This window comes from Caballeronia sp. INML1 (assembly GCF_023631085.1).
Classification (GTDB): domain Bacteria; phylum Pseudomonadota; class Gammaproteobacteria; order Burkholderiales; family Burkholderiaceae; genus Caballeronia; species Caballeronia turbans.
Genome location: NZ_JALQDT010000051.1, coordinates 153,696 through 180,483, shown reverse-complemented (window position 1 = coordinate 180,483; position 26,788 = coordinate 153,696). Strand labels below are relative to the sequence as shown.

At 65.3% G+C, this 26,788-nt stretch carries 21 protein-coding genes; 8 read left to right on the top strand and 13 right to left on the bottom strand.

The annotated features are described in order from the left end of the window. Window positions 1-62: 62 nt before the first annotated feature. Window positions 63-770: a Crp/Fnr family transcriptional regulator gene (locus NCR38_RS16960; protein WP_061115865.1), complete on the top strand. Its 708-nt coding sequence runs from the start codon at window positions 63-65 to the stop codon at window positions 768-770. Window positions 771-794: 24 nt separating this feature from the next. On the opposite strand, the gene NCR38_RS16955 is transcribed toward NCR38_RS16960, so the two are convergent. After that, window positions 795-1,784 carry a zinc-dependent alcohol dehydrogenase family protein gene (locus NCR38_RS16955; protein ID WP_061115866.1) on the bottom strand — a complete coding sequence of 330 codons (990 nt, stop codon included), beginning with the start codon at window positions 1,782-1,784 and terminating at the stop codon, window positions 795-797. 583 nt (window positions 1,785-2,367) lie between these two features. On the opposite strand from NCR38_RS16955, the gene NCR38_RS16950 reads away from it, so the two are divergent. Next, window positions 2,368-2,742, top strand: coding sequence for a DUF3564 family protein (locus NCR38_RS16950; protein ID WP_061116098.1), 375 nt, complete (start codon window positions 2,368-2,370; stop codon window positions 2,740-2,742). A gap of 15 nt (window positions 2,743-2,757) precedes the next feature. Here NCR38_RS16950 and NCR38_RS16945 read toward each other — a convergent pair whose 3' ends face one another. Beyond that, entirely contained in the window at window positions 2,758-2,949 is a 192-nt protein-coding gene (locus NCR38_RS16945) for a DUF2964 family protein (protein ID WP_061115867.1), read from the bottom strand. 269 nt (window positions 2,950-3,218) lie between these two features. Between NCR38_RS16945 and NCR38_RS16940 the strand changes: the two genes are divergently transcribed. Both NCR38_RS16940 and NCR38_RS16935 read left to right on the top strand, forming a co-directional pair. Further along, the gene (locus tag NCR38_RS16940; RefSeq protein ID WP_250477413.1) at window positions 3,219-3,716 is read left to right on the top strand and encodes a phasin family protein; all 498 of its coding nucleotides are present in this window, start codon (window positions 3,219-3,221) and stop codon (window positions 3,714-3,716) included. A gap of 71 nt (window positions 3,717-3,787) precedes the next feature. Next, window positions 3,788-4,600 (top strand): class I SAM-dependent methyltransferase, encoded by an 813-nt coding sequence (locus tag NCR38_RS16935; RefSeq protein ID WP_061116099.1) that lies wholly within the window; start codon window positions 3,788-3,790, stop codon window positions 4,598-4,600. Window positions 4,601-4,607: 7 nt separating this feature from the next. Here the strand turns inward: NCR38_RS16935 and NCR38_RS16930 are convergent, their stop codons facing one another. Then, the gene (locus NCR38_RS16930; protein WP_061115869.1) at window positions 4,608-6,752 is read right to left on the bottom strand and encodes a serine/threonine protein kinase; all 2,145 of its coding nucleotides are present in this window, start codon (window positions 6,750-6,752) and stop codon (window positions 4,608-4,610) included. A gap of 456 nt (window positions 6,753-7,208) precedes the next feature. Between NCR38_RS16930 and NCR38_RS16925 the strand changes: the two genes are divergently transcribed. Continuing rightward, window positions 7,209-7,430 carry a hypothetical protein gene (locus tag NCR38_RS16925; protein WP_061115870.1) on the top strand — a complete coding sequence of 74 codons (222 nt, stop codon included), beginning with the start codon at window positions 7,209-7,211 and terminating at the stop codon, window positions 7,428-7,430. A gap of 36 nt (window positions 7,431-7,466) precedes the next feature. On the opposite strand, the gene NCR38_RS16920 is transcribed toward NCR38_RS16925, so the two are convergent. Then, window positions 7,467-11,846 (bottom strand): DEAD/DEAH box helicase, encoded by a 4,380-nt coding sequence (locus tag NCR38_RS16920; protein WP_250477412.1) that lies wholly within the window; start codon window positions 11,844-11,846, stop codon window positions 7,467-7,469. Window positions 11,847-12,017: 171 nt separating this feature from the next. Between NCR38_RS16920 and NCR38_RS16915 the strand changes: the two genes are divergently transcribed. Beyond that, complete coding sequence (locus NCR38_RS16915) at window positions 12,018-13,307, top strand: hypothetical protein (protein ID WP_061115872.1); 1,290 nt, start codon at window positions 12,018-12,020, stop codon at window positions 13,305-13,307. Window positions 13,308-13,542: 235 nt separating this feature from the next. Beyond that, window positions 13,543-15,942, top strand: coding sequence for a phosphoketolase (locus NCR38_RS16910; protein ID WP_061115873.1), 2,400 nt, complete (start codon window positions 13,543-13,545; stop codon window positions 15,940-15,942). Window positions 15,943-16,019: 77 nt separating this feature from the next. Here NCR38_RS16910 and NCR38_RS16905 read toward each other — a convergent pair whose 3' ends face one another. The 8 genes from NCR38_RS16905 to NCR38_RS16870 form a co-directional block, all read right to left on the bottom strand. After that, window positions 16,020-17,357 (bottom strand): MFS transporter, encoded by a 1,338-nt coding sequence (locus NCR38_RS16905; RefSeq protein WP_061115874.1) that lies wholly within the window; start codon window positions 17,355-17,357, stop codon window positions 16,020-16,022. A gap of 32 nt (window positions 17,358-17,389) precedes the next feature. Continuing rightward, window positions 17,390-18,337 (bottom strand): hydroxymethylglutaryl-CoA lyase, encoded by a 948-nt coding sequence (locus tag NCR38_RS16900; RefSeq protein ID WP_061115875.1) that lies wholly within the window; start codon window positions 18,335-18,337, stop codon window positions 17,390-17,392. Beyond that, the gene (locus NCR38_RS16895) at window positions 18,334-19,527 is read right to left on the bottom strand and encodes a CaiB/BaiF CoA-transferase family protein (protein WP_061115876.1); all 1,194 of its coding nucleotides are present in this window, start codon (window positions 19,525-19,527) and stop codon (window positions 18,334-18,336) included. The genes NCR38_RS16900 and NCR38_RS16895 overlap by 4 nt, the downstream gene beginning before the upstream one ends. A 119-nt stretch (window positions 19,528-19,646) precedes the next feature. After that, entirely contained in the window at window positions 19,647-20,564 is a 918-nt protein-coding gene (locus NCR38_RS16890; RefSeq protein ID WP_061115877.1) for a LysR family transcriptional regulator, read from the bottom strand. Between the two features lie 17 nt (window positions 20,565-20,581). Then, window positions 20,582-20,968 carry a PaaI family thioesterase gene (locus NCR38_RS16885; RefSeq protein WP_250477411.1) on the bottom strand — a complete coding sequence of 129 codons (387 nt, stop codon included), beginning with the start codon at window positions 20,966-20,968 and terminating at the stop codon, window positions 20,582-20,584. A gap of 309 nt (window positions 20,969-21,277) precedes the next feature. Continuing rightward, window positions 21,278-21,469 carry a hypothetical protein gene (locus NCR38_RS16880; RefSeq protein ID WP_061115879.1) on the bottom strand — a complete coding sequence of 64 codons (192 nt, stop codon included), beginning with the start codon at window positions 21,467-21,469 and terminating at the stop codon, window positions 21,278-21,280. A gap of 264 nt (window positions 21,470-21,733) precedes the next feature. After that, window positions 21,734-22,906, bottom strand: coding sequence for an FAD-binding oxidoreductase (locus tag NCR38_RS16875; RefSeq protein ID WP_061115880.1), 1,173 nt, complete (start codon window positions 22,904-22,906; stop codon window positions 21,734-21,736). 7 nt (window positions 22,907-22,913) lie between these two features. Continuing rightward, entirely contained in the window at window positions 22,914-24,413 is a 1,500-nt protein-coding gene (locus tag NCR38_RS16870; RefSeq protein ID WP_061115881.1) for an aldehyde dehydrogenase family protein, read from the bottom strand. 237 nt (window positions 24,414-24,650) lie between these two features. Between NCR38_RS16870 and NCR38_RS16865 the strand changes: the two genes are divergently transcribed. Then, complete coding sequence (locus NCR38_RS16865) at window positions 24,651-25,289, top strand: helix-turn-helix domain-containing protein (RefSeq protein ID WP_061115882.1); 639 nt, start codon at window positions 24,651-24,653, stop codon at window positions 25,287-25,289. A 5-nt stretch (window positions 25,290-25,294) separates the two neighbouring features. Here NCR38_RS16865 and NCR38_RS16860 read toward each other — a convergent pair whose 3' ends face one another. After that, window positions 25,295-26,764: a cytochrome P450 gene (locus NCR38_RS16860; protein ID WP_061115883.1), complete on the bottom strand. Its 1,470-nt coding sequence runs from the start codon at window positions 26,762-26,764 to the stop codon at window positions 25,295-25,297. Window positions 26,765-26,788 lie beyond the last annotated feature (24 nt).

Below are 26,788 nucleotides of genomic sequence, written 5' to 3'. Positions count from 1 at the left end.
CGCACCGGGTTTTCCTTTCCTTCATCCGTGAACCATACTGAGTCTGTAGGAGGAAACCCGTCATGGAACCGTCGATCCACCCAGACGCCTCGGTCAGGCGCGCCGCGCCGACGCTGCACGTCCGCTTCTCGGACACCGACGCCATTCCGTTTCCGACCCGTACCGTCGAGCGCGGCGACGCGCTTTATTGCACGGGCGAGCCGCTGCGCAGCCTCTATACGGTGCAAGGCGGCTGCTTCAAGGCCGTCGCGACGTATCCCAGCGTCAGCGACGACAGCGCTCCGCACACGCAGGTCACGGGTTTTCACTTCGCGAATGAAACGCTCGGCCTCGACGGGGTGTGCACGGGGCGGCACGAAAGCGACGCCATCGCGCTCGAGCCAAGCGTCGTGCGGATCATGCCGGTCGGCATACTCGAACCCCTGTGCCGCGAGTACGCGGCCATGCAGCACGAGCTGCTCGCGATCATGAGCGCGGAAATCGTGCGCGCGTCGCGTCTCGCGCTGATGCTCGGCACGATGCCCGCGCGCGAGCGCGTCGCCGCGTTCCTGCTCGATTTCTCCGAGCGCCTCGACGCGTGCACTGCTCCAGCCCGCGAACATGCGAACGAACTGATCCTGCCGATGACGCGTTCGGACATCGGCAGCTATCTCGGACTCGAACTGGAAACCGTGAGCCGCATGCTGTCGAAGCTGCAACGCGAGGGCGCGATCGGTCTCAACGGGCGGCAAGTGCGCATCGTCGATCGCACGATGCTCGAACACCACTGACGAACGTTCGTCGATTTTCCCGGACTACGCGCGGACCGTCAGCACCGCCGCGCCCGTGAGCCTGCCTTCGCGAAGATCGGCGAGCGCGCGGTTGGCTTCGCCGAGCGGATAAGGTGTCGTGTGCAGATCCAGATGAAACTGCCCGGCGATGTCCATGAACGCGCGCCCGTCCTCGCGCGTGAGATTCGCCACCGACATGACGCGGCGCTCGCCCCAGAGCAGGTCGTACGGAAATGCAGGAATGTCGCTCATGTGGATGCCGCCGCACACCACGGCGCCACCCTTCGCGACCGCCTTGAGCGCCGCCGGCACGAGCGCGCCGGCCGGCGCGAAGATGAGCGCGGCGTCGAGTTCGTCGGGCGGCGTTTCGTCGCTGCCGCCCGCCCAATGCGCCTTCAGAGTGAGCGCGAGCCGTTGCGCGGCGGTATCGCCGGGACGCGTGAACGCATAGACCGAGCGACCCTCATGGTTCGCCACCTGCGCGACGATATGCGCGGCCGCGCCGAAGCCATAGATGCCGATGCGCTGCGCATCGCCCGCCATCGCGAGCGTGCGATAGCCGATGAGTCCCGCGCACAAGAGCGGCGCCGCTTCGACATCCGAATATCGCTGCGGCAGATGCAGGCAGTAACGTGCATCTGCGACGACGCGGTCCGCATAACCGCCGTCGATCGTATAGCCCGTGAAGCCGGGTGTATCGCATAAATTCTCGCGGCCCGCTGTGCAGTAGCGGCAATGTCCGCACGTGTGACCCAGCCACGGCACGCCCACGCGATCGCCGGGCGCGAAGCCCGTCACGCCGTCGCCGAGTCGCGCGACCGTCCCGACGATCTCGTGCCCCGGAATCACCGGCCGCTTCGGATGCGCGAGCTCGCCGTCGATGACATGCAGATCCGTTCGACACACGCCGCACGCATGGACGTCGATGAGCAGTTCGCCTGCATGCGGCGTGGGATCCGGCAGGTCGAGCATCTGTAAAACGGGGGCATTGCCGTCGAAAACCATTGCGCGCATGGATACGTCTCCTGAGTTCGTTGCTACTGCATGCATGCCGTGATATTGCAGCGCAGCGCTTTTGTTTTAGCGCGCATCGGCGCAGCGCGTGTGTCGGCGTCGCCGTGGGGCGCGCGAGGCCGACGTGGTGCACATGTGCACGACCAACGAGCGTCGTTCTAGCCCCCAATCGCCCGATGATGCGCCGCATTCATCGAGTTGGACTCAGGCCCACATGCGTCGATATGCCTCCGATGCTTGTCTCCAAAGCGTCAGATTGTCGTACTAAACTCAACCCATGCAGTGCCGATGTGAAAGTGCGCGGCGAACATGTTTCGGCATCGGTCTTGCTTTATCGGTTCGACTGTCTTTGCTGTTGCGGCACAGCAAGTTTCAGAGCGCCTCGGCGATGGAACCCATTACATGCGCCGCGCTTAAAACTTATCCGCCGCGCGCAGTTCGAACCTTGATCGCGGTCTCCGCAGACCGCGCTGTAACGCCTCAACAATACGCGCGGTGCAAGCCGCCATTCAACCGACGGCGCTCATGGCCAGCGCGAAAGCGCTGAGCGTCTCGTCCATCGAATCGTTTCATGGAGGATGACATGCGTATCACGGTCAAGCTGGATGGCTTCGAAGGCGCTCAATCGGCGGCTTTCGCCATCCTGTGGCTCGACAAGGAAACCCGCCGCTGGTCGCGCGAGGGTCACCAGGCGGTGGAAGTGCCGGACTGGGGCGGCCTGCGTTCGGGAAAGAACGGCACGATGATTTGCGGCCAGAAAGTCGGCGACCCGATCTGCGTGCTGGAGCGCCTCGACGTCGACGCACCGGATGGTCCGAGCGAAGGTCTCGCGGGGCGCGTGCTGTGGTATGCGGACGGCGCGGCGACGAAGAGCACCGGACGCTGGCACGTGCAGTGCATCGACCGCGAACAGATCAAGGCGGAGCACGGCGTTTTCGCCGGCGAAGAGGGAGGCTGATCTGAACGCGCAATCTCAGGGCTCGTCGCCCGGCAACGGCGTAAGCATCACGACGAACGACGCAGCCCCGATGAGAATTGCGAGCACGCCGTAGTACATCACGGCCGTCTCGTCGAAGAGCAGGCCGCGCAGCGCCGCATCGATGCCGCCCAGCGTCACGAACACGGCGCCCAAGGCCGCGACAATGCGCCCTTCACCCCTGATCATGATGTTCTCCCGACCGTCGGGCGGCGCCGGCCCGACTCACCGCATCGCGCTCGTGTCGATGTCGCGCCGCCATGATTCATGGTCGTTTGCGCGGCTCGGCATGGCTTGACCTGTATCAACCTCGCCAGTACTCCGCTGCGCCGCCTCGTCACGCGCGCCGGGCTGCGCAAGAAAACGCCCGTTCTGGTGTTTTCCCTTGCCCGTTTCCAACGCTTATATTGGTAGTATCAGGTGCCGGCTGCAGGTTGGCATGATTTCGCGGACGGCGCATGCTGCTCGGGCCATCCTCGCCTTTGCCCGCAAGAATGGCTCGCATTCGACCGACAGAATCCTGGGGAGGCACGATGAATCAAAATTTCAGCGACCCGTTCAGCCAGTTTGCCGCCATGTTCCAGCAGTACCAGCTTCCAGGGTTCGATGTCACCGCGATCATGGAATCGCGGCGCAAGGACGTCGAAGCGCTCGCGGCGACCAACCGCGTCGCGTTCGGCGGCATGGAAGCGCTGCGCGACAAACAGGTCGAAATACTGCGCCGGACTTTGAGCGATCTGGAAACCATCGCAAAACAACTCGCCAACACGTCGACTCAACCTCCGTTCAATGCCAATGAAGTCGTGCAACGCGCGCTGCACAACGCACTCGCCGACATGCAGGACATCGCGCGCACCACTCAGCAGACCCAGGCGGAAGCCTATGCGCTCGTGAGCAAGCGAATGGAAGACGCCCTGAGGGAACTGAAAGCTTCAATCGAGAAGCCCAAGACCTAGCCTCGCGCGTCCTTGACGAGGCCCGGCCTCCGGCAATGGCAAGCCGCGTGCGCGGCGAGCGGAGGTGCGTCATGCAATTCGATGAATTCGCGGCGTTCGAGAAGAACGGCTGGGAGCATGTTGTCCCCTCGTACGAGGATTACTTTGGAAGGCTGACCGTTCAGTCGCATCCCGCGCTGCTCGATGCGCTCGCAGTCGGTCCGGGTACGCGCATGCTCGATGTCGCCGCGGGCCCCGGCTATCTCGCCGCGGCGGCGATCGAGCGCGGCGCGACCGCGGCGGCCGTCGATTTCTCCGCGTCGATGATCGCGCATGCGCGCCAGCTTCATCCCGAGATCGAATTTCAGATCGCCGACGCGGCCCATCTCCCGTTCGACGACGAAAGCGTCGATGCCGTCGGGATCAGCTTCGGCATGCTGCATTTTCCCGAGCCCGAACGCGCACTCGGCGAAGCGGCGCGCGTGCTGCGCGCGGGCGGCCGCGTCGCGTTCACGGCGTGGGCGCTGCCTGAGCGTGCGGTCGGCTTCGGCATGGTGCTCGACGCGATCCAGCTTCACGGCAAGCCCGATGTCGGCATGCCGCCCGCGCCGCCTTTCTTCCGTTTCAGCGATCCCGGCGAATGCGTGCGCGTGCTGACCGAAGCGGGCTTTGTCGATGCGCGCGCCGTCGAAGTCGAGCAGACCTGGCATCTCGTGCTGCCCGAAACGCCGCTCGACGGATTGATGCACGGCGGCGTGCGCATGGCGGCGCTGCTGCGCGCGCAGTCGAGGAGCGCGCTCGCCGCGATCGAGCAGGAAGTGAAAACGCGCGTGAAGGCCTACACGGCGCACGGCGAGCTGCTCATCCCGATGCCTTGCGTGCTGGCCTCCGCGATCAAGCCCTGAGCCGCTGTTATTTCCTGGCCTGCGTCGTGATCTGGAAAATATCGACGGCCACGCGGTCGCGGCCGTACTTGCCCGCGAGCGCGGAGAGGCGCTTTTCTACGGCGCGCAGATATTCGGGCTTCGCCTCGCTGTCGGGGCGCGCCGAGTCGAAGAGCGGCGCGGGCGTGACCGTCAGCACGATCATCTCCGAGCCGAACGGCTTGCCGACGACCCAGTCGCCCATCGTGCCGATGGTCGCCGTGTAGTTCGCCGGCGCCTGGTTGTCGCGCGAGCGCGAATTGGGCACCAGATGCACGACGCTGCCATCGAGCATGTAGTAGTCGACGCTGACGTAGGACTCGAACGCGGGCGTCATCAGATCGACGATCAGCGGATCGCCTTCGGTGAGGCGCGTCGCGCGCGAACGCGTATGCACCGACGCCGGCCTGCCCGACTGCCGGTTGGCCGTCCAGAACGGGCCGAACACCTTGAGCAGGTCGCATTTGTCGTCGGCGACCTGCTGCACGCCGAAGTTCGTGGTCTTCACGCCTGGCACGCGGCCGAGCGCCTCTTTCAGGCGCGCGAGACCGAACTTCTGCGACACGAAGCCCTGCACGTCGACGGTCTGATCGTGCACCGACGCGACGAGCGCCGAACACGGCACGCTCGCGAGCACAGGCGTGACGGCCGCCATCGTGAGCTGGGGAACGGGCGTCGGCGGCACGGCGGGCGTGACCGCCACGCTGGAAGCCGGCGCCGCGGTCTCGGGCGCGTGCGGCGTCACCGCGCCCGTGGCGCTGCCCTCGGACGACCGTGACGGCGCTTCGCGCGCGGCTTCCTCGCCTGCGCCCGACTGCTCGTAGAAGTAGTAGCCCGCCCCCGCGATCAACGCCGCCACGACCGCCGCCGCGCCGATCGCGAGCTTCGGCGCGCCGCCCTTCTTCGCCTTGCGGCCCGTGGTCGGGCCGGCGTGCTCCTCGGCGATCTCTTCGAGGAATTGCACGACGCTCGGCGTGCGCGCCTCGCGCTCGAACGCGAGCGCGGCCTTCAGCGCCTTCCACTGCCTGTTGCCGAGATGCTCGGGGCGCTGCGGCTTCATGCCCGCGCTCTTCGCCTGCAGCGCGGGCACGCGGTCGAACGGGTGTTTGCCCGTCAGCAGTTCATAGGTGATGCAGCCGAGCGCATAGATATCGTCACGCGGATCAGGTTCGCGATGCTCCATCATTTCCGGGCTCGCGTACGCGGGCGTCATCGCGCCGAGGCTGCCGGGATCGAACACGGTCGCCTCGGTCTCTTCCTCGGGCCGTTGAATGACGCGCGAAATGCCGAAGTCGATCACCTTCACTTCCGACGTGTCCGTCAGAAACACGTTGGGCGGCTTGAAATCGCAATGAACGAATCCGCGCTCGTGCGCGTAGGCGAGCGCGTTGGCCATGCCCTTGAAGATCGGGAAGACCTCGGAGAACGGCATGCCCTTGAAATTCGGGTTCCGAAGCAATCGGGACAGCGGCTGGCCGGAGAGATATTCCATCGTCAGATAGACGATCTGGCCGTCGCGATCGAAGTCGTATACGGTGACGATGTTCCGGTGCGCGAGCTGTTGGGCCTTGCGCGCTTCACGCTGCAGCGCGATCAGCGATTTCGGATTGCCGCGGAACTGGAGATTGAGCACCTTGATCGCGACATACGGCCGCCGGTCCGACGCTTCCAGCTTGCGCAGGTCGAGCGCCTTGTAGACGGTGCCCATCCCGCCGATGCCGAGACATTCTTCGAGCACGAAGCGGCTGTTGAGCGTGTCGCCGACGCCTTTCATCTGCTGATCGTGATCGGCGATCACCTGCGTCGCCTGGCTGCCGGTGCCGCTGCTCGGATCGCGCGACGGCGGCGGCGCAAAGCCCGGTGATGTTTGCAGACGCGTCTCGTCGCGGCTCGCGGGGCCCGTGGGGGAATCGGCTTCCGGGTGCATGCGCGCCGCGTGCTCGATGCGGCGGCGGATAGCCGCATAAATGTCGGGCGGCAAGGGTCGCGCCGCGTGCTCCTCGTCGAGGATCTCCATGAGCCGCTTTGCCGGAGTCTGCTCGGTCGCCAATGCGCCGTCCACTCCCGCAAAGAACTCGTCGCGCGACCCGCCGTCGCCCCGATAAGTACGAATCGCTTGCGCAAAACTTGTCATCTGTGCGTCGCGATGCGGCTCCGAATCGATCGAACTTACTTGTCGTAACAAAACCCCGGTGCTCGTTCGATACTAGCCTTCGCCTGACGCTTTCGCAAATGGCGTTTGCGATCATGCGCGGCGTCGCGCACATGTCGTTCGGAGACCGACATATCGGCGGCGAGTGTCGGCGCGGCGCAGGCAGATCCCGCGCTTAATCAGCCTCCCCAATGCCGGCGGCGTCGAATAAAACGTCGGCAAATCATGGTCTTACGCGATTTTTGGCGTTACATCGCGCTTTGGCACGGCTTTCGCATTCGCTAGAGGCGAACGTCTTTGCGGCAGAAGGCTCGCGCCTTTCGCCGCCATTGGCGTTTGCCGTCCGATGTATGGCGCGCCGGATCGTGGAGTCGGTCCGGTGCGGCAAGCCGGATTGTCTATACTCGACTACGACTCCCCACTCTGGAGGAAACATCCATGGCCGTCCTCAAAATCAGGGATCTCGCCGACAGCGTCGAACTCGACAGGCAGGCGATGCACACGATCGTCGGCGGTGCGCGCGATGGCGTGCGGGCGTCGTTTCGCTTCCGGCCGGCGTCGAACGTGAATCGTGTCGTCGACTATCCGGGCGTGCCGGTGAAGGACGTGCCGGCCGTGCAGACCGGGCCGTTCACGACCAGAATCGTCGCGAAGAAGTGACGTCGCCTTCAGCGAGGGACCGCCTCCCTCGCTGCGTCAATGGCGCACCGGCAAGCCGGTGCCCGTCATCCCGCTACCGAACGACGTACCGAGCGAGCGCGCCGAGCGTTTGACGAGCGCGAGCCGCACGCGCTCGCGCCCTTCTCCTTCGACATCGCCGAAATAACGTGTCTTGCCGGCGACGACCGCGCCGACCGGCAGGCCGTCGAGATACAGCACGCGATTGCCCGCGAGCGCCGGCACTTTCTCGCCCGGCAGCAAGGTGCCGACGAGATTGAGCGGATCGACCGCCGAGAGCGCGACGAACGCGCCGTCCTTCGGCCGTTTGCGCATGTCGCGCAAAAGGGGCACCGCGTCGGGCAGCGCGAACTGCTCGCCCGCGAGCCCGGCGACGAAACGCCCGCCGCGGATCTCGCCGCGCGCCTCCAGCCGGTGATAGACGCGCAGCAAATCGCGCCACGGCGGCAGCCATTCGGCCTCGCGCTCCAGCAGCCGCCAGAACACGACGCCATATCGGCGCAAGAGCGTCAGCGCGACGTGCTCGAGATCGCCTTCCTCGCGCGTATCGTCCTGCTTTGCGCGGCGCAGCAGTGCCCAGCGCCCGGCATCGTCCATTCCGCCGATAAAGAGCCCGCCGCGCCTCGGACGACGCGCGAACGCGTTGCGCTTCGCCGCTGGCGCGAGGAGCGCGCGCAGGCCCGCGAAGCTGTCGGCATTGACGAGTCCGAGCGCGACGAGTTCGCCGAGCGCGTCTTCGAGTTCGGTGCGCAGGAGCCGCACGTCGCCGAGAAGCTCGTCGAAGAACATCGCGCCGTGGGCTTTCAGCGCATCGAAGACGCGTTCGGCCCGCGACGAAAGCTGCGGCGCTTCGTCCGGGCGCATGAGCGCATTCCACGCGCCGAGGTGACGGCGCGGCAGCAGCACGATCGGCGTGCCGCGCACCGGGCCGCCCGACGCGCGCGAACGTCCCGCCGGGCGCGTCCACACGAGCTTGCCGGCTCGGCAGAGATCGTCGAGCCAGATTCCCGAATAATCGGCAATGCGCGCCGGCAGGATTTCGTCCTCCCATGCGACGGCGGGCGCCTCGAATCCTTCGAGCTGTTCCAGCACGGCACCCAGCGCGTCGCGGCCCTCGCCTTGCGCCTCGGGCGCGACGCGCTGCCATTCGAGCAGAAAGCGCATGAAATCCTGCCGCTCGACGGGCTCGATCTCGCGGCGCAGCCGCCGCACCGTATAGCGATGAATCCGCGCGAGCAGATGCCGCTCGCACCATTCGTCGGCCTGAGCGCCCGGCGTGAAGCGTCCGCGCATCACGTAGCCCTGCGCTTCGAGCCGCGTCAACGCCAGCGCGATCGCCGAAGCGGGCAGCGCGAGCGGTCGCGCGATCTCGGGCACCGTCAGCGGTCCGAAGCCCGACAAGCGCGCGCGCACGATCTCGACGAGCGCATCGTCGGACGCCCAGGCGTCGTCGAAGCCGGGCGGCGGGTGCAGCGCGGGGTGCATCGGCGCGTGCCCGTAGACGGCGCGCACGCACGCGAGACGCTCGACGGGCGTCCACAACGCGTCGTGCTCCGCGACTCTCAGGCGCGTCGCGCGGCCGGAGCGCGCCAGCGATTCGAGCCATGCGGGCCATTGGGGACTGCGCTGCGCTTCGGTTTCGGCGATGCAGGCGAGCGTCGTCAGCGCCTCGTGCATTTCATCGGCGCTCGTGACCTCTGGCCACGCCTCGTCGCGCACGCTCGCGATCGCTTCGGGATCGAGCGCGCCGAGATCGTCCGCCGAGCGCGGATCGGTCCAGCGGCGCGCGAGCACGGCCTGCGTGCGGCGTTCCTCGATCGGCGCATCGTCGAGGAACGCGTAGGGACGCGCCGACAGAATTTCGGCCGCGAGCGGCGACGGCGCGGGCAACTCGCGGGTGACGAGCCGCACATCGCCCGTTTCGATGCGTCGCAAAAGCGCGAGCCACGCGTCGCTGTCCATCGCGTCGTGCAGGCAATCGTCGATGGTCTGCTCGACGAGCGGATGCGCAGGCACGTCGCGCTCGCCCGCGATGTTCTCCGCGCACGCAACCTGGTCCGGAAACACCGCCGCCAGCAGGTCCTCGCTTTTCATGCGCTGCAATTGCGGCGCGACCTTGCGCCCGCCGCTGTAGCGCGGCAGCGCGAGCGCGTTGGTCGCGTTCCAGCGCCAGCGCACGCCGAAAAGCGGCGCGTCGAGCAGCGCCTGGATCAGGACGTGTTCCGCCGTCGCTGATTTCAGATAGCGCCAGACGTCGTCGAGCGCGAAGCTGTGGCTGCCCGTCAGCGACAGCACGATCGCATCCTCGGTGGCCGCCGCCTGCAATTCGAAGTTGAACGTGCGGCAAAAGCGCTTGCGCAGCGCGAGACCCCACGCGCGATTCACACGGCTGCCGAACGGCGCGTGAATCACGAGCTGCGTGCCGCCGGATTCGTCGAAGAAGCGCTCCATGACGAGCGTGTCCTGCGTCGGCAGCACCGAGAGCGCGGCACGCGAGCGCGCCAGATAATCGACGATCTGCCGCGCCGGTTCGATGCCGATGCCCGTCGCGTCCGCCAGCCACGCGACGGTTTCGTCGACGCTGCCTTGCGCGAGCCGCACGTCGATCTCGCCGCGCAGCCTCGATATCGCGTGAGACAGCTCGTCGCTGCGGCCCGGCGCTTCGCCGAGCCAGAACGGAATGTTCGGCGGCTGGCCATTGGCGTTCTCCACGCGTACGCGCCCGCCTTCCACGCGCACGATCCGGTACGACGTATTACCGAGCTGAAAGATATCGCCCGCGAGACTCTCGACGGCGAAATCCTCGTTCACCGTGCCGATCTGCAGGCCCTGCGGCTCGAGGATCACGGCGAAATCGGCGTTGTCGGGAATGGCGCCGCCCGAGGTCACCGCAGTCATCTTGCCGCCGCGCCTGCCGCGCAACGTGCGCGAGACGGCATCGCGATGCACGTAGGCCCCGCGCACGCCCTGCCGGCCGGTATAGCCTTCGGCGAGCGTGCGCAGCACGGCCTCGTAATGCGCGCGGTCGAGCGTCGCGTACGGATACGCCCGCGTGATGCGCTCGAAGAGTTCGTCTTCCCCCCACTCCCGGCACGCGACTTCGGCGGTGATCTGCTGGGCGAGCACGTCGAGCGGCGCGCGCGGAATCGTCAGCGCGTCGAGCTCGCCGCGACGCACGCAGTCGAGCAGCGCTGCGCATTCGATCAGATCGTCGCGCGAAGTCGGAAAAAGCCGTCCTTTAGGCACGCCGCCGACGTGATGCCCCGAACGCCCGACGCGCTGCAGGAACGCGCCGATCGACCCCGGCGAACCGAGCTGGCAGACGAGATCGACCTCGCCGATATCGATGCCCAGTTCCAGCGACGCCGTAGCGATGAGCACGCGCAGCTCGCCGCGCTTCAACCGCTGTTCCGCGTCCAGCCGATGTTCCCGCGCGAGGCTGCCGTGATGCGCCGCGACCGCTTCCTTGCCTAGACGCTCGGTCAGATGCCGCGCCGCGCGCTCCGCCATGCGGCGCGTGTTGACGAAAACGAGCGTCGTGCGATGCTGCCCGGCGAGCTCCGCGAGCCGGTCGTAGACGCGCTCCCACATGTCGTTGGACATGATCGCCTGGAGCGGCATCGGCGGGATGTCGAGCGCGAGATCGCGCGCGCGGACGTGGCCCACGTCGACGATTTCGCAGGCGCCGCCCTCGCTACCCTCGCCGGCGAGAAACTTCGCGACGAGCTCGATCGGCTTTTGCGTGGCCGACAGGCCGACGCGCACCGGGCGCTGGCCGCCCGCGTCCTCGCACAGCGCGTCGAGCCGCGCGAGCGAAAGGCTCAGGTGCGAACCCCGCTTGCTGCCCGCGACCGCGTGGATTTCATCGACGATCACGGTGCGCGTGGTCGAGAGCATCGCGCGGCCCGAATCGGACGAAAGCAGCACGTAAAGCGATTCGGGCGTCGTCACGAGGAAATGCGGCGGGCGCTTTTTCACCGCGTTGCGCTCCTGCTGCGTCGTGTCGCCGGTGCGCACGGCCGCGCGAATCTCGGGCGCGGCCACGCCGGATTCACGCAGCGTCTGTGCGATCCCCGCGAGCGGTTCCTCCAGATTCACATGAATGTCGTTCGACAGCGCCTTGAGCGGCGACACGTACACGACGCGCGTCTCGTCCGGCAGTGTCCCGCCGAGCGCGATGCCGTCGCGCACGAGTTCGTCGATGGCGGCGAGAAAGGCGGTGAGCGTCTTGCCCGAGCCCGTCGGCGCGGCGACGAGCGTCGAGCGGCGGGCGTGCACGAGCGGCCACGCGCGCGCCTGCGCCGCGGTCGGGGCGGGAAAGCGCGAACGGAACCAGCCGGCGACGGCGGGATGGAAGCCCTGCAAGGCGTCGGTCGCGGAAGCGGATTTTCGGGTCATCGGGACATTCTATGAGTGCTTGAGAAATGGCGTATTGCGTGCGGTTTTCGGAACGTTCCCATCCGAGCCGATCGTTCTTCCGGCGATGCTAGACGGTTCGCTCATTCGAGCGGCTTCGGCGCGTCGCCCCGGCGTGCGTCCTCGCGTAATTTCCATTCGTTCACAGCTTCCATGATCGTCATCAGCCTTCTGTTCGACCGCGCGCGCGCCGCGCTCGTCAATCATCGCCACTATGCGCGCGAGCACGGCTACCGCCACGTCGAGCTCGACCTGTCCGAACTGTCCGGCAGCAACAACGCCGTGCGCTGGCTCTACAAGTACGAAACGCTCCTGCGCCATCTGCAACAGGCCCAGCCCAACGAAATCGTGCTGCTGCTGAGCGAGAACGCCGCCCTTCTGCGCTCGACGCCCCTGACCGACCTCATGGCGGGCCGTGACTGGCTGCTCGTTTGCAGCGATTCGGATCTGCCGCAGACGGACATCCTCATGTTCCGCAACACGCCGACGGTCCGCGAGAAGGTCGCGGATCTCGTCGGACGTTGCCGTTACGGGGTCGTGCTGCCGGAGCGCGAGGCCGGGTTGCTGCACAACTTCACCGCGTGTCCGGTTCAGCACCGCATCGGCGATGTCTTCGTGGTCGTTCCGGCTGCGTCGAACCTCCAAAGCGTCTGGGCCAACTGGCCGGCGTTCTCCGTCAGCATCCAGGACGACAAACAGCATCGGCGGTTTCGCACGGCGCTCCTCGAACACATCAACGAATGCCGCGCGCGGGGCCTGCCCTATCTGACGCTCACCGACACCGGCGTGCGCGAAACTTCGGCGCACAGCGTTTTCCAGCCGAACCGCCCGATTGCGATCGTCACGCTCTATACGCCGAACGTCGCGGGCTACGGGCGGATCGCGGAGGCGAACTTCAGGCGTTACTGCGAGCGTCAGGGATACACGCTCTACGTCCATCGCGATATTCCCGCGCAGCTGAACGACGGCAAGACCTCCGGCAACTGGTTCAAGGCCGCGCTGCTGCGCGAGTACCTGCCGAACCATCAATGGGTGTTCTGGCTCGACGCCGACGTGCTCATCAACGACATGAACCAGCGGCTCGAACCCTTTACGCACGGGCGCCAAACGGTGCTTGCGAGAGATATGGGCACGTGGCGCTTCAATTCCGGCATCATGGGCTTTCAGCGCAATCAGCAAAACTACGACGCCTTTGCACGCGTGATAGATGAGTGTGCAAGGCTGGAAGACAAGTCACATGTCTACGCGAGCCAGGGCGATCAGCATCAGTTCATTCGCGCATTCGAGGAGCTGCCGGACGTGCACGTGTCGTCTTTCATCGACATCAACACGCCGTGGATCTATCGGCGCCCGGACAGCTTCATGGTCCACTATTTCGGCATGTGGGAAGACAACCGGGCACTTATGATGGACCACGACCTCCGCCATCGGGCGATGGAGTGACGCACCCGCCTGTCAGAACGCCCAAGCCGCCTTATGATGTTTCAGGGCGGCGCCCGATTCGCCCGATGCGCCCGATGCGCCCGATGCGCCCGATTCGCGCGCCGTGCCCGTCCTTGCCAACATAACGCCACACACGTTTCCGATCATTGAACAGCGCGCGGGATCCGATCTTGCGCGAACGCGAACGCGCACGCACGACGCTCGACCAATCCTCCCACTTCTCAAGGAGACGCAATTGAACGACGACGTCACCCGCACGACCGCTCTCGCCACGCCCCTCGACCCCGACCTCCTCGCACGAATCGACGCCTACTGGAGAGCCTGCAATTATCTGTCGGTCGGCATGATCTACCTGCGCGCGAATCCGCTGCTGCGCGAGCCCCTGAAGCCCGAGCACATCAAGCGCCGGCTGCTCGGTCATTGGGGCTCGGACCCCGGCCAGTCGTTCGTGTGGGTGCATCTGAACAGGCTGATCAGGCGCGACGACCTGAATGTGCTGTTCGTCTCCGGCCCCGGCCACGGCGCGCCCGCGACGCTCGCCAATTCCTGGCTCGAAGGCCATTACTCGGAAATCTATCCCGACCGCAGCGCCGACGAGCGCGGCATGCTCAGGCTGTTTCGCGCGTTTTCGTCGCCGGGCGGCATCGGCTCGCATTGCACGCCGGAAACGCCGGGATCGATACACGAAGGCGGCGAGCTCGGCTACAGCCTCTCGCATGCGTTCGGCGCGGCGTTCGACAATCCGGATCTGATCGTCGCGACGGTCGTCGGTGACGGCGAAGCGGAAACCGGCCCGCTCGCCACGTCCTGGCATTCGAACAAGTTCCTCAATCCGGCGACGGACGGCGCCGTGCTGCCGATCCTCCATCTGAACGGCTACAAGATCGCCAATCCGACGATCCTCGCGCGCATTCCGCACGACGAACTGGAAGATCTCTTCAAAGGCTATGGCTACGCGCCGCATTTCGTCGAAGGCGACGAGCCTCGGACGATGCACCAGCGCATGGCCGCGACGATCGAACGCTGCATCGCCGATATCCGCGCGATACAGGCCAACGCGCGCGCCAATCCGCAAGACGTGACGCGCCCGCGCTGGCCGATGATCGTCCTGCGCACACCGAAAGGCTGGACCGGGCCGAAGGAAGTGGATGGTCATAAGGTCGAGAATTTCTGGCGCGCGCATCAGGTGCCGATCGCCGATCCGGCCAGCAATCACCGCAATCTCGCGCTGCTCGAGAACTGGCTGCGCAGCTACGGGCCGCAAGAACTGTTCGATGAAGACGGCCGCCTGATCGAGACGCTACGCGCGCTCGCGCCCGAAGGCGCGCGGCGCATCAGCGCCAATCCGCACGCGAACGGCGGCGTGCTGCGCCAATCGCTCGACTTGCCCGATATCCGCGATTACGCGTTCGAGTTCAAGCGCGCGGCGAGTGTCTATCAGTCGCCGACCGCCGTGCTCGCCACCTTCCTGCGCGACGTCATCCGTCGCAACATGACGAGCTTCCGTCTTTTCGGCCCGGACGAAACCGCAAGCAACAAGCTCGATGGCGTGTACGAAGCATCGGGCAAGCGCTGGCTCGCACAGACGCTGCCCGAGGACGCAGATGGCGGCGCGCTCTCCATCGATGGCCGCGTCATGGAAATGCTCTCCGAGCACACGCTCGAAGGCTGGTTCGAAGGCTACGTGCTGACCGGCCGCCACGGTCTCTTCGCAACCTATGAAGCGTTCGTGCACGTGATCGACTCGATGTTCAACCAGCACGCCAAGTGGCTCGAAAAGGCGAAGAACGAGCTTCGCTGGCGCGCGCCGGTGCCGTCGATCAATCTGCTCATCACGTCGCTCGTGTGGCGCCAGGATCACAACGGCTTCACGCATCAGGACCCGGGCTTCCTCGATGTCGTCACGAACAAGAGCCCGGGCGTCGTGCGCATCTATCTGCCGCCCGATGCAAACTGCCTGCTGAGCGTCGCGGATCACTGCCTGCGCTCGCACGATTATGTGAACGTGATCGTCGCGGACAAGCAGCCGCACTTGCAGTATCTGAGCATGCGCGAGGCCATCGTGCATTGCGCGAAGGGCATCGGCATCTGGGACTGGGCGTCGACGGATCAGGGCGCGGAGCCGGATGTCGTGATCGCGTGCGCGGGCGATATCGCGACGATGGAAGCGCTCGCGGCCGTCGAGATCCTGAAGGCCAACTGCGCGGACCTGAAAATCCGCTTCGTCAATGTCGTCGATCTCTTCAGGCTGTTGCCGGATACGGACCATCCGCATGGCCTGTCGCACCGCGATTTCGATTCGATCTTCACGCGCGACAAACCGGTGATCTTCAATTTCCACTCGTACCCCACGCTCGTGCACAAGCTCACGTATAACCGCACGAATCACGAGAACATGCACGTGCATGGCTATCGCGAGCGGGGCAACATCAACACGCCGTTCGAGCTCGCGATCATCAACGGCGTGGATCGCTTCACGCTTGCGATCGACGTGATCGACCGCGTGCCGCGCATCGCCGGCAGCAGCGCGCACACGAAGGAATGGCTCAAGAATCAGATCATCGAGAGCGTGCGGTACGCGCACGAAGAAGGCATCGACCGCGACGAGATTCGTGAGTGGACGTGGAAGGGTTGAGGCGGGACAGATGAGAAAACGCCCGGCGGATGAACGAGGTTCCGCCGGGCGTTCTGACCTTCGCGACAGGTGCCGCGTCAGCCCGTGTGCTCCGAATGATCGCGCTGCCTGAGCGACTGCGGCAATCCGAACAGCAGCAACAGCGCGCACACCACGCTCATCGCGCCGATCGCGTACAGCGCGGGCGTCGTGCTGCCCATCGTGTCGCGGATGCGGCCGACCATCACCGGGCTCACGATGCCGCCCAGTTGCCCCAGCGTGTTGATCAGCGCAATGCCGCCCGCCGCACCCGCGCCGGTCAGGAGCTTCGGCGGCAGCGCCCAGAACGCCGGGATCGACGCGATCACGCCCGCGCCCATCACGCCGAGCGCGGCGATGAGAAGCGTCGTCTGCTTGTCGAAGATGCCCGCCGCGAAGAAGCCCGCCGCGGCCATCACGAGCAGTATCGCGACGAACTTGCGGCGCTCGCCCGAGCGATCCGACATGCGGCCGACCACGACCATGCAGATCGCGCCGCAGATGTACGGCACCGCCGTCAGGAGACCGATGATCGTCGGATTCTGCGTGCCCGCCGCGCGAATCAGGTGCGGCGCCCAGAAGTTCAGGCCATACGACGCGATCTGGATCAGGAAGTAGATCAGGCCGAGCATCAGGAAGCCAGGCGTCTTGATCGCGCCGAACAGCGAATGGCCGGTGTCGGTATGCTGGCTCTGCGTCGAAATCTGACTCTTCAGACAGGTCTTTTCCGCGCTCGTGAGCCACGCGGCGTCATCGATGCGGTCCTTCAGCACCTTCAGCACCAGCACGCCGAGCAGCACGCACGGCAGGCCGCCGAGCAGGAACAGCCAGTGCCACCCCGCGATGCCGAACACGCCGTTCATATGACCGAGCACGAGACCCGAAAGCGGCGCGCCGACCAGACCCGAAAACGCCGACGCGAGAAACAGCAGCGACGTGATGCGCCCGCGATAGCTCGCCGGAAACCACAACGTCAGGTAATACAGCACGCCCGGCGCGAAGCCTGCCTCCATCGCGCCGATGATGAAGCGCAGTCCGTAGAACTGCCACTCCGTCTGCACGAAAACCATGAGGGCGGTTGCGATGCCCCAGGAAATCATGATGCGCGCGATCCAGCGCCGCGCGCCGACCTTGTAGAGCAACATGTTGCTCGGCACTTCGAACAGCACATAACCGATCACGAAAAGACTCGCGCCAAGGCCGTAAGCCGTATCGGAAAAGCCGAGCGAGCTTTGCAGCTGAAACTTCGCGAAGCTGATGTTGATGCGGTCGAAGAACGCGAAGAGATAACACAGCATGATGAGCGGCATCAGCCGCCACGCCACCTTGCGGATGATGTCCGCGGTATTTTCGATTGCCTGCGGCTTGTTTGCCGCGCCTACGCTCAGATCGCTCATGGTTGTCTCCAATATTGTTCTGGTCTTGTGATTCAGATGGCCCGCACGTAATCGGGCACCGGATGCAGATCGCAATTTCGTCCCGCCTTCGCGACTTGTCCCGGCACGTCATGTCCGACGAGCGCGGGCAGCGTGCGCGACAGCGCGATCAGCTTCTGCAGATCGACGCCCGTCGGAATGCCCATCTCCTCGCACATGTTCACGAGGTCTTCGGTGCAGATGTTTCCCGACGCGCCCGGTGCGAAGGGACACCCGCCGAGGCCGCCGAGCGCGGCGTCGAAGCGGCGCGCGCCTGCTTCATAGGCGGCGAGGACATTGGCGAGGCCGAGCCCGCGCGTGTTGTGAAAGTGCAGCGTCAGGTGCGTGGCGGGCATGTCGTCGAGCACGCGCGCAACGAGCCGCGCGACCTGGCGCGGATTGGCCATGCCGGTCGTATCGGCGAGCGTGATGCCGTCGATGCCCATCTCCCGATAAGCCCGCGCGATCGACACGACGCGGTCCTCGTCGATGCGCCCTTCGAACGGGCAGCCGAACGCAGTAGCCACCGTGGCGTTCAGCGAAACCGTGGAACCCGCACGCTGGACGAGCCGCACGACATCGCCGAAGCCGGCCAGCGACGCCTCGCAACTCATGCGCATGTTCGCGCGGTTATGCGTCTGACTCGCGGACATCACGAGATTGAGTTCATCGGCGTGAGCGGCGAGCGCACGTTCCGCGCCCTTCACGTTCGGCACGAGCGCGACATAGATCACGCCCTTTTCGCGCCGGATCCCGTTGAATACCGCGTCGCCGTCGCGCAGCGCGGGAATCGCCTTGGGTGACACGAACGAGCCCGCCTCGATACGCGTGAAGCCGCACGCCGAGAGACCATCGATCAATGCGACCTTGTCTTCCGTCTCGAGCCATTGCTTCTCGATCTGCAAGCCGTCGCGCGGCGCGACTTCCTGGACGATCAGCGGTTCTTTGTATGCATGATTCATTGCACCGCTCCTTCGGCGCGCAGCCGCTGCACTTCAGCGTCGTTGAAGCCGAGCGATTCCATTACCGATTGCGTATGCTCGCCTAGCGCCGGACCTTGCCAGCGCACTTCGCCCGGCGTGTCGGAGAGCTTCGGTACGATGCCCGGCATCTTCACCGATGCGCCGCCCGGCAAATCCGCCTGCAGGATCATGTCGCGCGCCTGGTAATGCGCGTCACCGACGATGTCCGCGACCGAATAGATGCGGCCCGAGGGCACCTCCTCGCGTTCGAGCGTCGCGAGCACGTCGTCCATCGAGTGATGCGAGGTCCAGGCGGTGATCGCTTCGTCGAGCATCGCGCTCTGCTTCACACGGCCGTCGTTGTGAGCGAGCGCGGGATCGTCGGCGAGATCGGCGCGGCCGATGACGTGCATCAGACGCCGGTAGATCGGATCGCTGTTGCCCGCGATCACGACGAAGCCGCCATCCTCCGTGCGATACGTGTTCGACGGCGCAATGCCCGGCAGTGCCCCGCCGCTGCGCTCGCGCACATGGCCGAGCAGATCGTATTCGGGCACGAGGCTTTCCATCAGGTTGAACACGCTTTCGACGAGCGAGACATCGACCACTTGTCCGTCGCCCTGACCGGTCTTCACGCGCAGCAACGACATCAGCGCGCCGATGACGCCGTGCAGCGACGCCAGCGAATCGCCGAGGCTCACACCGACGCGCGCAGGCAGGCCTTCGGCGTCGCCCGTCGTGTAGCGGATGCCGCCCATCGCCTCGCCGATCGCGCCGAAGCCCGGCCGGTCGCGATACGGGCCCGTCTGGCCGTAGCCGGAGATGCGGACCATCGTGAGCTTCGGATTGATCGCGTGCAGCACGTCCCATCCGAGGCCGAGCTTTTCGAGCGCGCCGGGCCGCATGTTTTCGATGACGATGTCCGCATCCGCAGCCAGCCGCTTGATGACGTCCGCGCCCTCGGGCGATTTCAGATTCACGCACACCGATTTCTTGTTGCGCGATTGCAGATACCACCAGAGCGACGTGCCCTCGTGAAGTTTTCGCCATTTGCGAAGGGGATCGCCGCTCTTCGGCGCTTCGATCTTGATGACTTCCGCGCCGAACTCGGCCAGCATGCGCGCCGCGAAGGGCGCCGCGATCAGCGTGCCGATTTCGATGACGCGAATGCCCTGAAGGGGTCCGCTCATGCTGCTCGTCTCCTGAGTTGTACTGTGGAGACAAGCTTATTGGCGAACGCTCGCGTGCGTCCAACCGCATTTCGGCAAGGACCGTTCGCGAAACGCGAACGCTCGGGCGAAGCCGAGCGCTAGCCGCGCGCTTCGACGGTCCGCAGATGATCGAAGAGCAGGCGGCTCACGGGCGAAAGCGCAGCCGAATCGCGCACGACGATCACGAGACTGCGCGCGGCCCATTCGTCTTCGAGCGCGACAGCCGCGAGCCCGAGCTGGCGGCCCATCGCTTCGAACACCTGCAACGGCAGGACGCCCACGCCCATGCCGGCCTGCACCATGCGGCACACGGCGTCGAAGCCGGGCACGTGGATGCGCAACCGCAGCGCGCGGCCCGCCTGCCGCGCCGCGAGATGCGTGCGCATGTTGATGGAGCTCGCCGAATGCAGGCCGATGTGATCGAAATCGAGCGTTTCCGCAAACGCCGCGCTCGCACGCGGCGCGAGCGGATGATCGCCGGGCACGACGATCGCCAGCCGATCATGACGGTAATGGGCGCTTTCGAGTCCGCGCGTGTCGGCATCGCCGGAACAGATACCGAGATCGACGAGACTGTCCGCGACGCCTTCCACGATGCCGCCGCTCGGCCGCTCTTCGAGATCGATCTTGATCTGGTCGTGCATGGATGAAAACGCGCGCAAGTCTTCCGGCAGGAATTCGACGATCGCGGACAGGTTCGCCATCATCCGCACATAGCCGCGCACGCCGCTCGCATGCTCGGCGAGTTCGATGCCGATGTTTTCGACATCGCGCAACACCCGTCGCGCGTGATGAAGAAGCGTTTCGCCCGCGGGCGTCAGTTCCATGCCGCGCGCCTTGCGCTCGAAAAGCGCGGCGCCGACCGCCTGCTCCAGTTCGAGGAGCCGCTTGCTCGCCGCCGACACCGCGATCGCCTCGCGCTCGGCTGCGCGCGTGAGCGTGCCTTCCTCGAACACCGCGAGAAAGAGTTGAAGTGTCGTGAGGTCGAGCCGTCTGAGGAGATTCCGGGTGGCCATCGTCGGACGCGCCGGGATCAGCGCGCGTATTTGAAGGTGCCTTGGGCGCTCGCGATCATCACGCGATCGTCGACCCACGCCTCGCCGCGCGCAAAATACACGGAGCGTCCCTGTCGCTCGAGGAAACCTTTCGCCACGACCTTGTCGCCGATGCCGCGATCGAGATAGTTCACGGTGAGCGAGAGCGTGAAGCCGTGCACGGGCGCGGTGCCGGTCGTGAAGAGGCCCGTGTAGCCGCATGCCGCATCGAGCAGCGTGGCGATCGCGCCGCCCTGCAGGATGCGCTGCCGGTTCAGATGCCCCGCGTGGATCAGCATCGTGAATTCGGCGTAGCCTGCGCGCCATTCGGTGAAGGTCGCGCCGAGCGCTTCGAGAAACGGATTGTCGAGATCGAGGTTCGCCACCTCTGCTCCTGATATGCCTGCGGTGCGGGCGATTGTGCCACCGACGGGCGCGCGCTGCCGAGCGCAAGGCATCCTGCAAAGCGCGCCGTGCATGAAAAAACCCGCGCGCGGCGGGTCTCGATTTACACAACGTCGATTGAAAACAATTCCGTTTGTCAACGCACACAAAATCCGCAGTGCCGGTCTTTGCGACCGGCATATTGCGTTTCATGAAGTCACGTCATGAATCGCGCGGAAGCGCGTTCATACGCGCTTTGAACTCCTTCGTGACACGCCGTATCACGCGCGCAACACTCTGCATTAAAGACGTCAGTTGTACCCGCGAATCACGCAGGAATTTTTCTCCTCTTCGGTCTTCCCGAAGCGTCCGCAAATTTCGGCGACATATTCGGGTTCTGCCGATACCTGGCTGGAACGATGCGACACCGGAACGCTCGTGTCCGGCGGCAGTTCGCCGTCGTCGATCCAGGCATAGAAATGCGCGCTCGTATTCGCTTCCATGGTTTATCTCCTTTATATAAAGCGCGGAAAAAACGTTTCGATGCTTCCAGAATGCGCTTCTCGAAAGCGGCTGGCCCTAGTGGATTACGTTGATGGACTTCGCAGGCCAGCATGACGATGATGATAAGAATGCCCGTTCGAAACGCATACCTGCCCGTTTTCAATCCGCTTGTCTATTTCCGTAGCTAAAAAAATGCCCGGTGCAAATGACCGGGCACTTAATTGATCGGTTATGGAAAACGGCTATTTCCAGTCCTCTATCAGTTAAACGACATTCTTTTCGATGATCGGCCGCCCTTCGAGTACGCGCGTCCAGTCGAGCGGCGATAAATCGATCGTCTCGTAGCGTCCGCGCAAAATCAGCTCGCTCACGCCGCGTCCCGTCGCCGGGCCTTGCTGCAGGCCGTGTCCGCTGAATCCGTTCGCGAAAATGCAGTTCTCCAGATCCGGATGACTGCCGATGATCGCGTTCTGGTCGAGCACGTTGTATTCGTAATAGCCGGACCAGCAGCGTTCGACACGCAGCGCCTCGAACGCCGGCACGCGATGCGCGAGCGTCGGCCAGATTACGTCGTCGAAGAGCGCGTGATCGACTTCGTCGAGCGGCAGGTCGTCAGGATCGTTGTCCGCCGAGGGCGACGTGCCGCAGATATACGTGCGCCCTTCCGGACGGAAATAGACGCCGGTCGGATCGATCAGCAAAGGCGCGCGTTCGAGCTTCGCCGGCGACGACACGTTGAAAATGCTGCGCCGGCGTGCATACACCGGAATGTCGATGCCGAGCATGGCCGCGATCCCGCGCGACCACGCGCCCGCCGCGTTCACGACGACATCGCACGCATAGGTTTCGCCGTTGGCCGCACGCACGGTCGTCGCGCGCCGTCCTTCACGCCCGATGCCGACGACTTCCGTCGTCACATAACGCGCGCCGAGCGATTGCGCCTTGCGCCGCAGCGCCTGCACGAGACCGTAGCCGTCGAACCAGCCTTCGCCGCTTTCGCCGAACGTGCCCGCGGCGAGGTCGTCCGTATTGAGCCAGGCAAAGCGCGCGCGCAGCTGCGCGGAATCCAGGAGGCTGATGTCCGCGCCCAGTTCGCGTTGCAGCGCGTGATTCTCGCGCAGCGTCGCTTCGCCCGGCGCCGTCGCGAGGAAGAGATAGCCGCCTTCGTGCAGATCGATGGACGGACGCTCGCCGTTCACTTCGAGCCGCTCGCCGATCGAGCGCAGGAACTCGATGCCGAAGAGCGACATGCGCACGGAGAGCGGCGTCGAGAACTGCTGCCGGATCGACGCCGCCGAGAGCGCCGACGACGAGCGCGCGTAAGTCGGATCACGTTCGATCACCGTGACCTGCACCGTCGGGTCCGATGCGCGCAGGAAATACGCGACCGAGCTGCCGATCACACCGCCGCCTACGATGACAACGCTCGAACTCACATCGCCCTCAGCTCAGATTGAAGTCGATGCCCTGCGCGAGCGGCAATTCCGACGAGTAGTTGATCGTGTTGGTCGCGCGGCGCATGTAGGCCTTCCACGCATCCGAGCCCGATTCGCGGCCGCCGCCGGTTTCCTTCTCGCCGCCGAATGCGCCGCCGATCTCCGCGCCGCTCGGCCCGATGTTCACGTTGGCGATGCCGCAGTCGCTGCCCGATGCGCACAGGAAGCGCTCGGCTTCGCGCAGGTCCGTCGTGAACGCACACGACGACAGGCCGTGCGCGGCGGCGTTGTTCGCGGCGATGGCTTCATCGAAGTCGGCATAGCGCATCACGTAGAGGATCGGCGCGAAGGTTTCCTTCAGCACGACGTCGGTTTGCGAAGGCATTTCGACGAGCGCCGGGCGCACGTAGTAGCCGTTTTCGTGGCCCGTCACGGCGACGCGCTCGCCCCCGAACACCTTGCCGCCCTCGCCCTTCGCCTGCTCGAGCGCGTCCTGCATGCGCGCAAATGCCTGTACGTCGATGAGCGGTCCCATGAGCACGCCCTGCTCGAGCGGATTGCCGACGGGCACCTTCGCGTAGAGATCCTTCAGGCGCGCGACGGTGTCGTCGTAGATGCTTTCATGCACGAAGAGACGCCGCAGCGACGTGCAGCGCTGCCCCGCCGTGCCGACCGCAGAGAACAGGATGCCGCGCAGCGCGAGATCGCGATTGGCGGTCTGCGAGACGATGCCCGCGTTGTTGCCGCCCAGTTCGAGAATCGAGCGGCCGAAGCGCTCCGCCACCGCGACGCCGACCTTGCGGCCCATTTCGGTGCTGCCCGTGGCGCTGACGATATCGGCGCGCTTGTCCGCGACGAGCGCCGCGCCGACATCGCGTCCGCCGATGATCACCGACGCAAGGCCCTCTGGCGCGGAGCCGAATTCTTCGATGGCGTCGCGCAGAATGCGATCGACGGCGAGCGCGGTGAGCGGCGTTTTCTCCGACGGCTTCCACACGACCGAATTGCCGCACACGAGCGCGAGCGCGGCGTTCCACGACCACACCGCGACCGGAAAGTTGAACGCCGAGATGATCGTGCACACGCCGAACGGGTGCCACGTCTCCGCCATGCGATGGCCGGGGCGCTCCGACGCGATCGTCAGCCCGTACAACTGGCGCGAGAGACCGACGGCGAAATCGCAGATGTCGATCATCTCCTGCACTTCGCCGAGGCCTTCCTGGAGAATCTTGCCCGCTTCGAGCGACACGAGGCGGCCGAGCGCCTCCTTTTTCTCGCGCAGGCGATTTCCGAGCAAACGCACGAGTTCGCCGCGTCGCGGTGCGGGCACATTGCGCCATGCGGCGAACGCGGTGCGCGCGGCGCCGAGGGCGGCGTCCACGTCGGCGGTGGTGTTCTGCTTCACCCGGCCGATGACTCCGCCCGTGATCGGTGAAGTGACGGCGATGTCGCCATCGGTCACGAGGCTCGCGATGCCGAGGTCGGAAAGAATCGATTGTGTGTTCACGGTGATGTCCTTTTGACGCGGGTCCGTTCTTCTGGCGGAAGTTTCTGATAAGAAACTTTCGTAAGTCCGGCAACTATACGCGCTGCCGTCGCCGCTCACAACAACGGACAATATTGGGGTTGTCCCTCATGCGCAGCCCCTTTTGCGACGGTAGATTCGGCTTGTTTCGCAACGTCGCGAGGTTACGCGGTCCGCGCTTGCCCGATGTTATGATCGGAAACAAAACAGCTCCTCCTTATGCCCAGTCTCAGTCTAAAAAATTCGCCCGAACAGTCCGCTTCCGATCTGGGACACCGGGTAAGGCGCGCGCGGCTCGCGCATGATCTGACGCTCGAAACCGCGAGCCGGCTGTGTGGCGTGTCGCGCTCGGCGCTGTCGAAGATCGAAAACGGGTTGATGTCGCCCACTTTCGACGTGCTGCAGAAAATCGTGCGCGGCCTGCAGATCGATCTCGCCGAACTGTTCGGCACGGCGCCGGCGCTGAATGCAAGCGGCCGGCGAGCGCTCACGCGCCGCAACGAAGGTCAGCGCCACGCGTATCGAGGCTATCAAATGGAATTGCTCGCAACCGAGCTCGCGCACAAGGCGATGCTGCCGTTCCGCATCCGCATCTCCGCACACACGCTCGATGCGTTCGACGACTGGGGCCGTCACGAAGGCGAAGAGTTTCTCTACGTCATAAGCGGCAGCGTGTGCCTCTACTCCGAACTCTACGCGCCGACACATCTGAATGCCGGCGACAGCATCTATTTCGACAGTCGCACCGGCCACGCGGCCATTTCGACGAGCGAGGAAGACGCCGAGGTGCTGTGGATGGCGACGGGCGGCGGCGTGCCGGCATCCTCCGCCGCCCCCGATGCAGTGGGCGCCGGCTAGCGCCGCTAACGCAAAGTGAGACGCATCGGCATTTCGCTCGGGACCACGGTAAATGTGCAGACTTCCCGGATATCGGCGGGATTCGTGGCGAGTTGCGCGGTGAAGTTCGCCGTGAGCATGGACACGACGAGGCGCATCTCTACCGCCGCCAGATGCCGCCCCGGGCACACGCGCGGCCCCGCGCCGAATTGCAGGTAGGCGCGCGGTTCGTGCGCACCGCGCTCCGACGCCGCGTCTTCATGCCGATGATCATGCAGCCATCGGTCGGGGTCGTAGCGTTCGGGATCGGCGTAATTGTCCGGGTCCATCATCGCGGGCCGGTGAAGCATGAACATCTTCGTTCCGGCGGCGAGGCGCACGCCCTGAAGCCGCACTTCCTCGAGGGGCTCGAGCGACATATACGGCGCAACCGGATGCAGGCGGCTTGCTTCCGTGCACACCGCTTCGCACAGGTCGAGTTCGCGCATCGCGCCATAGCTCGGACACACGGCCGAGCCGCCGAGCACCTGCCGCGCCTGTGCGGCGACGCGCGCCTGCAACGCGTCGTCGGTGCCGAGAAAGAAGAGCGCCCACGCGATCGACGTCGCGGTCGTTTCCTCGCCCGCGACGAGCATCGTCAGCACGTTGGCGGCGACTTCGTCGTCGGTGATGCCGGAGCCGGGCGCATCGCGCAGGGTGAGCATCGCTTCGAGCAGATTGCGCGGCGCACGGGCTGTCTCTTCGAGCGGCGTCTCGCACGCTTCGACCGCCGCCTCCTCGCGCATCCGGGCGCGTGCCCTCGACATCAACTCGCGGATATGACGATGCACGTCGATCATTGCTTCATCGAACTTGCGGTCGCGCGGAAACTTCACGTAGTGCCAGTAGGCGAAGGGGGCGTTCACGCGCGTCATCAGCATCGGCAATAGCAGCGCCAGTTGCTCCTGGATCAGCACTCGCTCGTTTTCCAGCGTATTCGGATCTTCGCCGAACGCGAGCGCGCTCGTCACATCGACGGTGAAGCGCTTAAGATCATCGGTCATGTCGACCACGCGCCCCGCCCGCGCCGCGGCTTCCCAGCGCCGCCGCAGCCGCTCGGTGATCGCGGCGAGCGTGGGGTAGAACGCCTTGATGTGGGGAATCGACAGCGCCTGCATCACGAGGCGGCGCTGCGGCTCCCAGGCCGCGCCCTCGATCGAGAAGAGCCCGTTGCAGCCGAACTCTTTCAGGATATTTTCGATGGGCGCATAGCGGCGGTAACGATGCGGCCGCTCGCGCATCACGGCGTGGGAAAGCTCGATGTCGTTCCACACGGTGACGGGCGTCGTGCCCAGGCGGAACACGTAGGGCGTGCCGAGTTCGGCGGCCCAGCGCTCCAGCGTCAGATGGTGCGTGGCGGGCGGCAATTGATGCAGGTTGCCCAATAGCGGCAGGCCGCGCGGCGACGGCAAATCATCGATTTCGCGCAGGGATGTGCCGACGGATGCTGCGTTCATGATCGGCCTCGCGAGGGCTTGATC

Bases quoted from the DNA above. Each gene is read 5' to 3' on its own strand.
- NCR38_RS16960 (WP_061115865.1), top strand. From the start codon at position 63: ATGGAACCGTCGATCCACCCAGACGCCTCGGTCAGGCGCGCCGCGCCG.
- NCR38_RS16955 (WP_061115866.1), bottom strand. From the start codon at position 1,784: ATGCGCGCAATGGTTTTCGACGGCAATGCCCCCGTTTTACAGATGCTC.
- NCR38_RS16950 (WP_061116098.1), top strand. From the start codon at position 2,368: ATGCGTATCACGGTCAAGCTGGATGGCTTCGAAGGCGCTCAATCGGCG.
- NCR38_RS16945 (WP_061115867.1), bottom strand. From the start codon at position 2,949: ATGATCAGGGGTGAAGGGCGCATTGTCGCGGCCTTGGGCGCCGTGTTC.
- NCR38_RS16940 (WP_250477413.1), top strand. From the start codon at position 3,219: ATGCTGCTCGGGCCATCCTCGCCTTTGCCCGCAAGAATGGCTCGCATT.
- NCR38_RS16935 (WP_061116099.1), top strand. From the start codon at position 3,788: ATGCAATTCGATGAATTCGCGGCGTTCGAGAAGAACGGCTGGGAGCAT.
- NCR38_RS16930 (WP_061115869.1), bottom strand. From the start codon at position 6,752: ATGACAAGTTTTGCGCAAGCGATTCGTACTTATCGGGGCGACGGCGGG.
- NCR38_RS16925 (WP_061115870.1), top strand. From the start codon at position 7,209: ATGGCCGTCCTCAAAATCAGGGATCTCGCCGACAGCGTCGAACTCGAC.
- NCR38_RS16920 (WP_250477412.1), bottom strand. From the start codon at position 11,846: ATGACCCGAAAATCCGCTTCCGCGACCGACGCCTTGCAGGGCTTCCAT.
- NCR38_RS16915 (WP_061115872.1), top strand. From the start codon at position 12,018: ATGATCGTCATCAGCCTTCTGTTCGACCGCGCGCGCGCCGCGCTCGTC.
- NCR38_RS16905 (WP_061115874.1), bottom strand. From the start codon at position 17,357: ATGAGCGATCTGAGCGTAGGCGCGGCAAACAAGCCGCAGGCAATCGAA.
- NCR38_RS16900 (WP_061115875.1), bottom strand. From the start codon at position 18,337: ATGAATCATGCATACAAAGAACCGCTGATCGTCCAGGAAGTCGCGCCG.
- NCR38_RS16895 (WP_061115876.1), bottom strand. From the start codon at position 19,527: ATGAGCGGACCCCTTCAGGGCATTCGCGTCATCGAAATCGGCACGCTG.
- NCR38_RS16890 (WP_061115877.1), bottom strand. From the start codon at position 20,564: ATGGCCACCCGGAATCTCCTCAGACGGCTCGACCTCACGACACTTCAA.
- NCR38_RS16880 (WP_061115879.1), bottom strand. From the start codon at position 21,469: ATGGAAGCGAATACGAGCGCGCATTTCTATGCCTGGATCGACGACGGC.
- NCR38_RS16865 (WP_061115882.1), top strand. From the start codon at position 24,651: ATGCCCAGTCTCAGTCTAAAAAATTCGCCCGAACAGTCCGCTTCCGAT.
- NCR38_RS16860 (WP_061115883.1), bottom strand. From the start codon at position 26,764: ATGAACGCAGCATCCGTCGGCACATCCCTGCGCGAAATCGATGATTTG.